Source organism: Nocardioides sp. Soil774, assembly GCF_001428125.1.
GTDB lineage: Bacteria > Actinomycetota > Actinomycetes > Propionibacteriales > Nocardioidaceae > Nocardioides.
This window is the reverse complement of sequence record NZ_LMSM01000005.1, coordinates 568,423-580,184: the sequence shown is the minus strand read 5'-3', so window position 1 is coordinate 580,184 and position 11,762 is coordinate 568,423. Positions and strand designations below refer to the sequence as shown.

13 protein-coding genes and 1 other RNA gene are annotated in these 11,762 nt (G+C 70.5%); 3 read left to right on the top strand and 11 right to left on the bottom strand.

From position 1 onward, the window contains the following. Window positions 1-141 precede the first annotated feature (141 nt). On the top strand, window positions 142-1,899 hold the full coding sequence (locus ASG76_RS05540) for a DNA/RNA helicase domain-containing protein (RefSeq protein ID WP_056600953.1): 1,758 nt from the start codon (window positions 142-144) through the stop codon (window positions 1,897-1,899). Window positions 1,900-2,057: 158 nt separating this feature from the next. On the opposite strand, the gene ASG76_RS18715 is transcribed toward ASG76_RS05540, so the two are convergent. The 3 genes from ASG76_RS18715 to map form a co-directional block, all read right to left on the bottom strand. Then, window positions 2,058-2,612, bottom strand: coding sequence for an NUDIX hydrolase (locus ASG76_RS18715; RefSeq protein ID WP_162254087.1), 555 nt, complete (start codon window positions 2,610-2,612; stop codon window positions 2,058-2,060). A 218-nt stretch (window positions 2,613-2,830) separates the two neighbouring features. Further along, window positions 2,831-3,200, bottom strand: an RNA gene (rnpB, locus tag ASG76_RS05545) — RNase P RNA component class A. Window positions 3,201-3,213: 13 nt separating this feature from the next. Beyond that, entirely contained in the window at window positions 3,214-4,062 is an 849-nt protein-coding gene (map, locus tag ASG76_RS05535) for a type I methionyl aminopeptidase (protein ID WP_157558960.1), read from the bottom strand. A 23-nt stretch (window positions 4,063-4,085) separates the two neighbouring features. Here map and ASG76_RS05530 point away from each other — a divergent pair, with 23 nt between their 5' ends. Beyond that, entirely contained in the window at window positions 4,086-4,310 is a 225-nt protein-coding gene (locus tag ASG76_RS05530) for a hypothetical protein (protein WP_056600949.1), read from the top strand. Here the strand turns inward: ASG76_RS05530 and ASG76_RS19350 are convergent, their stop codons facing one another. Continuing rightward, window positions 4,311-4,889, bottom strand: coding sequence for a hypothetical protein (locus tag ASG76_RS19350; protein WP_200948068.1), 579 nt, complete (start codon window positions 4,887-4,889; stop codon window positions 4,311-4,313). Between the two features lie 78 nt (window positions 4,890-4,967). On the opposite strand from ASG76_RS19350, the gene ASG76_RS05515 reads away from it, so the two are divergent. Then, window positions 4,968-5,252 carry a hypothetical protein gene (locus ASG76_RS05515; RefSeq protein WP_056600946.1) on the top strand — a complete coding sequence of 95 codons (285 nt, stop codon included), beginning with the start codon at window positions 4,968-4,970 and terminating at the stop codon, window positions 5,250-5,252. Window positions 5,253-5,256: 4 nt separating this feature from the next. Here ASG76_RS05515 and panB read toward each other — a convergent pair whose 3' ends face one another. The 7 genes from panB to ASG76_RS05480 form a co-directional block, all read right to left on the bottom strand. Next, window positions 5,257-6,114: a 3-methyl-2-oxobutanoate hydroxymethyltransferase gene (gene panB, locus ASG76_RS05510; RefSeq protein ID WP_056600944.1), complete on the bottom strand. Its 858-nt coding sequence runs from the start codon at window positions 6,112-6,114 to the stop codon at window positions 5,257-5,259. Window positions 6,115-6,223: 109 nt separating this feature from the next. Beyond that, a complete protein-coding gene (locus tag ASG76_RS05505) occupies window positions 6,224-6,721 on the bottom strand; it encodes a hypothetical protein (RefSeq protein WP_157558959.1) in 498 nt (165 codons plus the stop codon). Window positions 6,722-6,738: 17 nt separating this feature from the next. Continuing rightward, entirely contained in the window at window positions 6,739-8,697 is a 1,959-nt protein-coding gene (locus ASG76_RS05500) for an alpha/beta hydrolase (RefSeq protein WP_056600940.1), read from the bottom strand. Continuing rightward, window positions 8,694-9,023: a hypothetical protein gene (locus ASG76_RS05495; RefSeq protein WP_056600938.1), complete on the bottom strand. Its 330-nt coding sequence runs from the start codon at window positions 9,021-9,023 to the stop codon at window positions 8,694-8,696. Before ASG76_RS05495 ends, ASG76_RS05500 begins: the two co-directional genes overlap by 4 nt. Further along, window positions 9,020-9,535, bottom strand: a complete 516-nt coding sequence (locus ASG76_RS05490; protein WP_056600936.1) for a hypothetical protein — start codon at window positions 9,533-9,535, stop codon at window positions 9,020-9,022. Before ASG76_RS05490 ends, ASG76_RS05495 begins: the two co-directional genes overlap by 4 nt. A gap of 61 nt (window positions 9,536-9,596) precedes the next feature. Continuing rightward, window positions 9,597-10,784, bottom strand: coding sequence for a PQQ-dependent sugar dehydrogenase (locus ASG76_RS05485; RefSeq protein WP_157558958.1), 1,188 nt, complete (start codon window positions 10,782-10,784; stop codon window positions 9,597-9,599). 42 nt (window positions 10,785-10,826) lie between these two features. Beyond that, complete coding sequence (locus ASG76_RS05480) at window positions 10,827-11,708, bottom strand: GNAT family N-acetyltransferase (RefSeq protein ID WP_162254086.1); 882 nt, start codon at window positions 11,706-11,708, stop codon at window positions 10,827-10,829. Window positions 11,709-11,762 lie beyond the last annotated feature (54 nt).

Below are 11,762 nucleotides of genomic sequence, written 5' to 3'. Positions count from 1 at the left end.
CGGAACTCCTTGGGGAACGCCTTTGGCATGGTGAACATCCTTCCAGCGCCGACACATCGACGCAGATTCAGATGTCACCTATCCGTGCAGCAGTCCCGAAGAAGTATCCGGTCGAGACGGCCGCGGGCCGAAGCACGAAGTATGACCGGCTTTCGGATTGAGAAGGGGCCGTTCGCGGTCACCCAGATCGAGGCGTGGATCGGGCTCGACCCACGATTCCGCAACTGGCCGGTCGTGTACGCGCTCGACGGTGACGACCAGATCTACGTGGGCGAGTCGCTGAACGTAGCCACCCGCTTCCGCCAGCACCTCGCGTCGCAGGAAAAGCGACATCTCAAAGGTGCGCGCGTCGTGCTTGACTCGACCTTCAACAAGTCCGTGTGCCTCGATCTCGAGGCATTCTTGATCCAGCGGCTCTCCGGCGACGGTACCTACCAAGTCACCAACCGCAACGTTGGGATCTCCGATCGTGACTACTACGGTCGCGAGAAGTACCAGAAGATCTTCGCGGACATCTTTGAAGAGCTGCGCCGCGATGGGCTCTTCAGTCGTTCGTTGCCGGAGATCGAAAACTCCGACCTGTTCAAGCTGTCGCCGTTCAAGGCCCTCACGGACGATCAGGAGATCGTGGTCCTCGACATCCTCGAGGGACTGTTTGACGACATCGCGTCCGGGACGCCCAGTCAGATCGTCGTGCAGGGTGAACCTGGCACCGGCAAGACCGTCGTGGCTGTCTACCTGATGAAGCTGCTCAGCGACATCAAGGCATCTGATTCATCGCAGCAAGTTGAATCAGAGTCGGTGCTTGCAGAGTTCTTCGTCGAGGGCTACCCGGAGCTCCTCCACGACTCCCGGATCGGGTTCGTCGTTCCACAGATGTCATTGCGCAAGACGATCCAACGAGTCTTTAAGCGCACTCCCGGCCTCGATGCGGCGATGGCAATGTCTCCGTTCGAGATGGGCAACAGCAGGGAGCGCTTCGACCTCCTCATCGTCGATGAGGCCCACCGCCTGCGACAGAGCGGGAATCAACCGGCCGGGCCCCTGTACAAGATGTTCTCGGATATCAACATGAAGCTCCTCGGGGCGGACGACCCCGACCTCACTCAGCTCGACTGGGTGCGGGCCATCAGCACACACCAGATCTACCTCATGGATTCCGCGCAGAGCATCCACACTGGCGACGTCCCGAGCCGCGCGCTCGACGCCTTGATGGCTACGAGCGATGCATCGCATCGCCGCTACCGACTGACGTCGCAGATGCGCGTTCGGGCTGGCGAGGACTACGTCGGTTACGTGCGAGGCGTGCTCAGCGACACACCGCCCGCGCCGCGACACTTCGCTGGCTACGACCTTCGATTCTTCGACGACTTGTCCCAGATGCGTCAGATGATCCTCCAACGTGATCAGGAGGTCGGGCTCGCACGCCTGGTCGCCGGCTTTGCCTGGCCGTGGATTAGCCGGAAGGACAAGTCGGCGTTTGACATCGAGATCGATGGAGTGCAGATGCGGTGGAATGGCACCGACGTCGACTGGGTCAACTCGCCGGGCTCACCGAACGAGGTCGGCGTCATCCACACCATCCAGGGCTACGACCTCAACTATGCCGGCGTCATCATCGGACCGGACCTGCGCTACGACCCACGCCGCGGCGAACTCCGATTCGACCGCCGGAACTACTTCGACCCGACGGCTGCGAACAACATGCCGCGACGCGGCATCACGTTCACCGACGAAGACATTCTCGGGTTAGTCGAGAACATCTACGCAGTGCTACTCACCCGAGGGATGCTCGGGACGTACGTCTATGTGTGCGACCGACCACTCCGGGAACGCCTCCGCCCGTACTTCGACGTCCCGGCCAACATCGCAGCGAATGCCGCGCACCCCAACCCCTGACGCATCCATCACCCATCAGCGACGGCTCCCGATCTCTCCGTCCTTCATTCCGCCGTAGATGCCGCCCACGGCCGGGCGCGGCGATGCCCGGTTGCTGCCCGCACGGCCTGAGCGCGAACCGCGCGCATCCCGGCACGGCCAGACACTTCTCCGTCACGCTAGGGCCGGCGAATGAGTCCCATGGCGTCTGCGTGCCGAAGGACGTCGGCATGGAGCGGGTCTTCTTCTGCGAGGTAGTCCGCCGCCTCACCTGGCGGAAGAGTGAGCACCTCTACGACTTGCTCGCCATCCGGTGGATTTGATGGCGGGCCCGTGACGCGAACGCGCCCGACCGCATAGCCCCAGTACGCGCGTGGATGCGGGAAGTGCGAGCGGTAGGGCTTGTCTAGTTCGCTGTCTGCCCGGTGCGAGGAGAAGTGGACCAATGCTCCAGAGAGGGCAGCGCCTGCCTCTTCGGCGAGTTCCCGCTTGGCGAGGTCTATGAGGGACTCGCCTGGCTCACGGGTTCCGCCCGGCAGGAAGCGGCCACCCTGCGCACTTCGGCAAACCACGACCTCAGCGCCCTTGGTCACCGCAACGATGTGGAGGCGGGTGACGAGGTGCTCTGGAGCTGCTCCTCCGGCGTACGAGATCCGAGCGGCCGCGTAGTCCACGTACGAATCCTCGAAGAGCCGAGGGAACCGCCTGGACCAGTCAGTGGGACTGGTGTTCACGTGCCTCAGCATGTCAGGCGACTAACTTGCCCAGTCCGGCAGACCGGGCACAGGGGGTCCCGAATAGGGACACACCCAGTAAGTCGCCAGGCACCCGTCCGGAAGTGGTTCGAGCCGATCGACGGTGGTAGTTCAACCGTCAAGAGCTCTTCTCTTGCGGACTATCTGCGGACTACAGAGGTGTCGTGATCACGTTTCCGCAGGTCAGAGGCCTGTAGGGAGTGGGTCGGCCTGTAGGCCGGGTTCTGTCCCGCTGACGCGGGGGCGACCATCCATCTGCGACGACCGTTGCCGGCCGCCTGGTGCGATCTACCCGGATGCTCGGGCGGGCCGCCCTCGAACGCATCCTGTCTGATCTTGCTCCGGGTGGGGTTTGCCTAGCTGCGCCGGTCGCCCGGCGCACTGGTGGTCTCTTGCACCACCGTTTCACCCTTACCGCCCGGCACGCCGGGAGGCGGTCTGTTCTCTGTGGCACTCATCCCGCGGGTCACCCCGGGTGGCTGTTGGCCACCACCCTGCCCTGTGGAGCCCGGACCTTCCTCGACCCGCCATCCGAGGACGGCGGACCGCGGCCGCCCGGCCGACCCACTCGGGAGCGAGTCTAGGGGTGGGTGAGCACCTCGGCGCCATCGTCGGTGACCAGCAGGGTGTGCTCGAACTGCGCGGAGCGGCGGCGGTCCTTGGTCACGACCGTCCAGCCGTCGTCCCACATGTCGTAGTCGGGCGTGCCGAGGTTGAGCATCGGCTCGATCGTGAAGGTCATCCCGGTCCGGATCTCGTCGTCGAAGCGCGGGTCGTCGTAGTGGGGGATGATCAGGCCGGAGTGGAACGCGGTGCCGATGCCGTGGCCGGTGAAGTCGCGTACGACGCCGTAGCCGAAGCGCTTGGCGTAGGCCTCGATCACGCGGCCGATGATGTTGACCCGCCGACCGGGCTTCACGGCCTTGATGGCGCGGTCGAGGGACTCCTTGGTGCGCTCGACGAGCAGACGGGTCTCCTCGTCGACGTCGCCGGCCAGGAAGGTCGCGTTGGTGTCGCCGTGCACGCCACCGATGAAGGCGGTGATGTCGATGTTGACGATGTCGCCGTCCTCCACCACGCGCGAGTCGGGGATGCCGTGGCAGATCACCTCGTTGACGCTCGAGCACAGCGACTTCGGGAAGCCGCGGTAGCCCAGCGTCGAGGGGTAGGCGCCGTGGTCGCAGAGGAACTCGTGGCCGATGCGGTCGAGCTCGTCGGTGGTCACGCCCGGCACCACGTGGGAGCCGACCAGCTCACGCGCCTGGGCGGCGAGGCGTCCCGCGACGCGCATCCGCTCGATCGTCTCGGCGTCCTTGACCTCCTCGCCGGTGAAGCGCTGCGGCGCCGGCTGGTCGACGTACTCGGGACGGGCGATGTGGGCGGGCACGGGGCGACGCGCGGACACCTCTGCGGGGGATACGACTGGCACGGGCGCGAGTGTAGTTTCGGCGCATGAGCGAGAACGAATACTGGTTCTGCCTGAAGCACCACACGGTCGAGGGCCACGACGGCTGCAAGAACGCCGACCGGCTGGGCCCCTACGCCAGCTCCGCGGAGGCGTCGCGGGCGCTGGAGAAGGTGCAGGAGCGCAACGAGGCGTGGGACAACGACCCCGACTGGAACGACAACGGTCCGGCCTCCGGTGACGGCCTCACCGACGGCACGCCGGACAGCTGATCACCCCTTCTTCTTGCCCTTCTTGGCCTTGTTGCCCTTGGCGGGGTTGACCGACTGAGCGATGTCGGCCGCGGTGCGCACGCTCTTGAGCGCCCGCTTGGTGTTCTTGTCGATGGTCCTGGTGAGCTCGGCGATGGCCGCTTCGTACTGCTTGCTCACCCGTGCCGCGGTCTCGGCCGCCACGCGCTCCGCGGTCTCCTGCGCGACCTGCTGGATCATCGCCGCGGTGCCGAGCGCCTGGGCGCCGACCTCGACGGCCCGCTCGGTCGGGGACTTGCGGGCGGGTGCAGGCGCGGGTGCAGGGGGCGCGGTGCGGGTGGGCGTCGTGCGCTTGGCCGTCGTCCTCTTCGCGGGGGCCTTCTTCGCGGGGGCCTTCTTGGCGGGGGTCTTCTTCGCGGCGGTCTTCTTGGCGGGGGTCTTCTTCGCAGGTGTCTTCTTCGCCGTGGACGTGCTGGCGGGCGCCTTCTTGGCGGCTGTCGTCTTCTTCGTGGCCGTCCGCTTGGCGGGGGCCTTCTTCGCGGTCGTCTTCTTCGCGGTCGTCGTCGTGGCCGTGGTCTGCTCGGCCGGGGTCTCGCTCATGGAAGGCTCCTCGCGTCGTCGGGTGAACACCTGATCCTGCCGCCCCTGACAGGCGTTGTCACCGGCTAGCGTGTCGGCGTGCCCCAGCCCAGCGTCCGCGAACCGCTCTCGCCGTGGCCCTTCGCGGGCCTGGTCGGCCTGGCGTGCGTGGCGTTCTGCATCGGGGCGACCCCGGTCGCGATCGGTGCGCCCTGGTGGGCGATCGTGCTGCTGGGGCTCGCGTGGGTGGCAGCCCTGCTGGTCGCGATCGCGTGGTTCACCACCCGACCGAGGGCGGTCGTGCTGCTGCCGGTCGCGCTGGCGCTGCTGTGGCTGGCCGTCGTGCTCGCGGGCGCGCGCTACCTCGGCTGGTCGGCGCCCTGACGCCTCAGAAGGTGTGCTCGGGGCCGGGGAACGTGCCGCCGCGCACGTCGTCGGCGTAGGCCCGGGCGGCGTCGAGCAGGACGCCGTGCACGTCGGCGTACTGCTTGACGAAGCGGGCCATCCGACCGGTGCGCAGGCCGAAGGCGTCCTGCCACACGAGCACCTGGCCGTCGCAGCCGGCGCCCGCACCGATGCCGATGGTCGGGATCGTCAGCTCCTTGCTAATGCGCTCGGCGACGTCGCCGGGGACCATCTCCATCACGACGGCGAAGGCGCCCGCCTCCTGCACCGCGCGCGCGTCGGCGACGACGCGGTCGCTCGCGTCGCCGCGACCCTGGACGCGGTAGCCGCCGAGGGTGTGCTCGCTCTGCGGGGTGAACCCGATGTGGGCCATCACAGGGATCCCGCCGCGGGTGCACCTCTCGATGACCGGCGCCATCTCGGCGCCGCCCTCGAGCTTCACGCAGTGCGCGCCGGCCTCCTTCATGAACCGTACGGCGGTGAGGTAGCCCTGCTCGGGCGAGGCCTGGTAGCTGCCGAAGGGCAGGTCGCCCACGACCATCGCCCGCTTGACCGAGCGCGCGACCGCGCGGGTGAGGGGGAGGAGCTCGTCGACCGTGATCGGCAGCGAGGTCTCGTTGCCGAGGACGTTGTTGGAGGCCGAGTCCCCGACCAGCAGCAGGTCGATCCCCGCCTCGTCGAACGTCGCCGCGGTGTACATGTCGTAGGCGGTGAGCATGGTGATCTTCTCGCCGCGCTCCTTCATCTCCCGCAGGTGGTGGGTGCGGACCCGCTTGACCGGCGCCGCCGGCGCGGCGGGACCGGAGCCGTAGGGGGCGGTCTCTTCAGGCTGCTGGGACATTGCTCGCTCCTCGTCATCTCGCGGCTCCCCGACGGAGTCCACGGACCACTCCTCAGGCTAGTGCTGGGACGTCGGCACGACCCTGTGGTGGCTGTCACACACCGCCTCGTCAGGAGGTGAGGGCCTCGATCGGCCTGGCCTCGTCGTTCTCGACGCGGTCCTTGTCGTCTCCGTCGTAATCGGCACACGCCGACTGCACCCGCACGACCCAGATGCCGGGACCACGGGCAGGGGAGGGCTCGACGTCGACCGTGGTGTCCTCGCGGGTGAGCGTGACGTGGCCGTCGACCTGGGTGTCGTCGGTCCAGCCGTCGTCGACCAGCGCGGCCCTGACCGCCTCCAGCTGTGCCGCCGGGTCACCCTCGGCAGCGGTCATGCTCGCGAAGACCTCGTAGCGCCAGCTCAGGGCCATGCAGCTCTGCCACTGGCCGAAGGCCTTCACCTTGCGCGCCTCGAGCGCGTCCGCCGCCCTCGGCACGGCGATCTCGGCGTGGTCGGTGGTCGTCTTCTCGACCCCGTCGACGACTCCGCCCGCACCCCCGCCCCCTCCGCCCGCGCAGGCGGAGAGCGCGGCGGCGAGGGCGACCAGCAGCAAGGACGTACGCATGCGGCCCACCGTAGTGCTCACGGCCACCGCGGCGGCCAGACGCTGTCCCAGGCGTCGTCCCACGCGTCCTGCGCGCCCCGGACCGCGTCGCCGACGCCGTCGCGGACGTCCTCGTAGGTCTGCACCGCGCCGTCGCGGACGTCCTCGTAGGTCTGCACCACCGGGTCGACGACGTGGTGGCGCACCTCGCTGCCCGCCCAGTCGTAGAGGTAGTCGTGGGCGGCCTGCGTGCGGCCGCCGGTGTCGACGACGGCGCCGGAGTTGCCCGAGACCACGTCGGCCATCGAGGCCAGGGCGGGGTTGCCGTCGTCGAAGTAGTTGGTGTGGTTCTGCATGAACCCCACCTCCACCAGCCCTCCGGGACCGTGGAACTCCTGACCGTTGTCGACCGCGAAGACCGTGGCACCGAAGTCGTGCTGCGCCGGGTCGGCGCCGAGCCCGACGCTGTCGTCCCACGAGCCCGGGAACAGGCCGTGCTCGCCGCCGAGCCACGACACCGGGTCGTTGTCGGCGGCACCGACGAACACCTGCCCGGCCGGCATGTGGAGGTCGGAGGCGTGGTGGACGCCCTCGCTCGCACCGGGGCTGCCGATGAGCACCAGGCTGTCGGCGTCCATCCCGCCGGCCGCGGCGTACGACGACGTGGTCGAGCCGTAGCTGTGGCCGATGACGGTGAGGTGGGGCTGGTCGCCGCCCGTGTGGGTGCTGTTGAGGCCGTCGACGAACTGGGACAGCGCCACCCCACCGGCCTGCGCGTTGGCCTCGGTCACCGTGTGCGAGACGTCGCCCGCGGAGTCGACGAGGTCCCACGGCATCGTGGACTCGGGGTCGAAGTTGGGGGAGTCGTAGCCGATCCACGCGATGGTCGACACCGAGCCGTGGCGCGGCGGGTCCTCGCCGAGCATGCTGTTGACGGTCTCCTCGTAGAGGTTGAGCGCCTGGTCGCCGTTCTCGTCGATCTGGGTGCCGTCCTGCATGATCCCCGGCACGTAGACCGCGGTGTGGTCGGCGGTGTCGGGGTCGCCGTAGGCCACGGCCGCGATGCCGTCGCCACCGAACGCGTGGGGCTGGTAGGCCATGACGAACGCGTCCACGCCGAGGTCGGCGTACTTGACGGACCCGGCCTGCGCCACCGCCTTCTCGATCGACTGGGCGTTCTCCAGCCAGCGCTGCTCCGACGCGCTGAGGTCCTGGCCGGACGCCTGCTTGGCGAGGAGGTACTCGATGTCGCGCTGGACCGCTGAGGTGTTGGCCTCGTCGCGGTCGCCGGTCGGGATGCCGTTGGTGTTGCCGACGAGGTCGGGGTCGCTGATGAGCAGGGCGTTGCGCTCGGCCTGCGACAGCCCGTTCCACCAGGCGTTGACGGCATCGGTGTCGGTGCCGAGCCGTCGCAGCTCCGCGGCCAGCGCGGTGGTGTCGGCGCGCGAGGGATCGGCGGCGGCCGCCACGCCCTCGGCCAGCTGGTCGACCGCGGCGAGGGCCCGGACGGCCTTCTGCTCGTCGGCGTCGACGCGGTCGCGCCACGAGGTGAGGTCGTGGTGGTAGTCGTCGAAGCGCGCCCTCAGCTGCGCGGCCTGCGCCTGCAGGGCGGGCACCTGCGCCTCCGTGGCGGTCTCGATCCGGCGCAGCAGGTCGTCACGGTCGTCGTTGAGCCCCTGGCGACGCTCCATCAGCTGCTCGCGCTCGCTGCGACGCTGCCGCATCGCGGTGAGGAACTCGTCGATCGCCAGGGCACCGCGCTCGAGGGCGGCGGAGACGGCGTCGGTGTCGGCGGCGAACCGCGTCACGGCGTGGTCTGCGGCCTCGGCGGCATCGCCGCTGAAGTCCGCGGGCGCACCGTTGGCGCGGGCCCACTCGGCGACGTCACTGACCGCTGTCGCGGCCGCGCGTACGTCGGTGAGCACGGCGCCGGACGCCTCGGTGACCTTCAGCTCGGGCTCGCGCGGGAGCCAGGCGGGGACGGCGATCGTGGTCACGGGCCCACCGCCTCCACGGGCAGGGTGTCGCGGTCGTGCCACATCAGCAGCTGCTGGGTGGACTGGACGCTCTCGCCGTCGGTGAGGAGGAAGTCGTACATCGTCTGGGCCAGCGAGTCGGCATGCCCCGAGGCCCGGTCGCGCAGGGCGAGGGTGCGCTGCTCCCAGGTGGTGAGGAACGCCTCCGCCGCACCTTGCACGGCGTCGCCGAGGAGGGAGGGATCGGCCTGGGGGAAGTTCTTGCGGGGGCCGTCGAGGCCCTCGGCCTGCTGCTCCCACGCGTCGCGCGCAGCGCCCAACGTGGCGGTCCACATCTGCAGCGTCATCGTGCGGCCTCCTCGGGCGCGCGCACCTTCGCGGTCCGCAGGGTCAGCACCAGTGCGGTCGGCCGGACCGTGGCCGCCGCCTCGAGGCCGCCACGGAGGCGCCCCACCAGGCGCGGTCGGTCGCCCGGCACCGGCCGCGCCTGCCAGCCGAGGTCGAGGAGCGCCTGCCCGGTGGCCCGCAGGAGCGCGACGTTGTCGCCCTCGGCGAGCCCCTCCACGACCGCCACGGCCTCGAACCAGGACTGGTGCCACTCGTCGGTGTGCCAGCCGGCGTCGCGGCGAACGAGGTGCTCACCGGTGCCGATCCGTGCGAGCAGGTCGTCGAGCTCCTGCGCGACGTCGGCGGCCAGCGTGTCGCGCGCAGCGGCGTCGAGCACCGGGACGACGGGGGCCGGCCTGTCCTGCGGCAGCAGCACGACGTCGACCTCGGGGTGCCGCTCGCGCAGGACGCGCAGCATGGGGTCGGCCATGACCGGGTCGAGGTCGCCCGGTGGGGTGGCGGGAGGCGTCATGGACACCTTGTTCCGCGCCCGCGCCCGCCTCAAACCCGTCGGTTCGCGGGCCATCCCCGGCTCAGCGGGGAGAGATCCGCAGCACCCGGTCGCCCACGCCGTTGTCAGTGGTGACGAGCAGGTCGCCGTCGCGCGCGGAGGTCACCGAGCGCAGCCGGCCGAACCGGGCGAGCGCACGCGGCCGGGTCACCGAGGTGAGCCGGCCGTCGGCGTCGAAGCGCAGGAAGAGCATCTCGGAGCCCTTGAGAGCCGCCACCGCGAGGGTGCCGTCGAGGCGACCCCACTGCTTCCCGTGCACCCAGGAGGCACCCGAGGTGGCGATGGTCGGGTCGCCCGACGACCACCTCGCCTCCTGCTGCACGCCCGGCAGTGACTGGTCGGTCATCGGCACCGACTCGTCGTAGCCGGGCACGGGGTTCCACCCGTAGTCGCCGCCGGGCACGAGGAGGTTGACCTCGTCGTCGCGGTAGCTGCCGTGCTCCACCGACCAGAGCGAGCCGTCGGCGCGCTGCGCCAGGCCCTGGACGTTGCGGTGGCCGTAGGTGAGCACGTAGCGGCGCGGCGTGGAGGCGTCGGCGAAGGGGTTGTCCGCCATCGGCCGGCCGGTCCGGCGGTGGACGCGCAGGACCTTGCCGCCGAGGGAGTCGAGGTCACGCGGGTTGGTGCCGACGGCGGCGTCGCCGGTGCCGACGAGCAGCGCGTCGGAGTCGCGGTCCAGCAGCAGCCGGCAGCCGCCGTGCCGCCCGGAGGTCGACGGCAGGTCGGTGAGGACCGTGCGACGGTGGCCGAGGCGGCGCCAGCGCGCGTCGACGCGCCAACGGCTGACCTGGACGTGGTGGCCGCCCTTCGCGCTGCCGTGGCAGGCCCAGACGGTGCGCGAGCGGGCATCGACGGCCAGGGACATCAGGCCGGTCTCGCCGGAGACCCACACGAGCCGCGACAGGTCCGCGAGCGTGCGGCGCCTGCCGTCGCGTGCGACGCTGATGCGGGCGCGGTCGCGCTCGGTCACCACGAGCCGCCCACCGGGCGCCGGCTGCACGTCCCACGGGTGCTGCAGCCCCCGGGCGACCGTGCGGACCCGCCAGCGGGACGACCCGGCGCTCACGGCGCGGTGTGCCGACGGCAGCGCGGCGCGGTCGGCCGTCCCGACCCCGGCGGCCGACCCCGGCGGCGCCGTCGCCGGCAGCGCGACGCCCACTGCGGCGGTCAGGGCGGAGACGAGGCGGGTGGTCCGAGACGTGGGGCGCACCCCGGCGACGCTACGCGCGTCGGTGGTCGCCGGGAAGGGCGCTCACGCGGGGTGCAGGGGCCGCGCGAGCTGGAGACCGACCCGCGTCGTGGCGTAGCCCAGGCGGGTGTTGAGGGCTCGCATCGCCGCGTTGCCGTCCTGGGTCCAGGTGTAGACCTCGCTGACGCCGTGGTCGGCGGCCCACGCCAGGGCGACCAGCTTGAGGTGGATCGCCAGGCCCCGACCGCGCCAGTCGCGGCGTACGGCGGTGAGCCCGTTCTCGGCCCGCGACGGGTCGTCGGCGTCGAGCCCGAGGCCGGCACAGCCGACGACCTCGCCGTCGTGGACGGCGAGGAACATCGGGTCGACGAGCCAGTCCCGCGCCCACCGCTCCGGGCTCACCTCGAGCGGGGTGTCGACCGCGAAGTCGGCCAGGCACTCGCGACCGAAGCGCTCGTAGGACGCCTCCCACAGACCGGGACGGTCATGGGCGGTGACTACCTCGACGCCGGCGGGCACGGGCGTCGGCTCGACCGGACCCTCCACCCGGAAGGTCTGCTCGATCTCGCGGTTGACCTCGCGGAAGCCGAAGCGCTCGGCGAAGGCCAGCGAGCCCTCGTCGTCGGCGCCGGCGCGCAGGACCGGGAGGCCGAGCCGCTCGACGTGCGCGACGAGGTGGTGCAGCAGCGCCGTCCCGACGCCCCGGCGGCGGTGCTCGGGCAGGACCCGGGGGATGACCGAGCCGCCGCCGGCCGTGTCGGAGGGCTGCGCCATCCCCGAGCCGACGACCGTGCCGTCGACGCGGGCGAGCACCATCAGCCGCTCGGGGGAGTCGCCGGCGCGGAGCTCGGCGACGGAGGAGGTCCGCTCGTAGGGCAGCACGGCGATGCGCACCTGCCGCCACTGCTCGTAGTCGTCGTCGCTGACGCAGGGCGCAATGTCCATCCCCATCTCCATGCCACCACGGTCGCGCACGGGCGGCAGGTCGCGCCAACCATT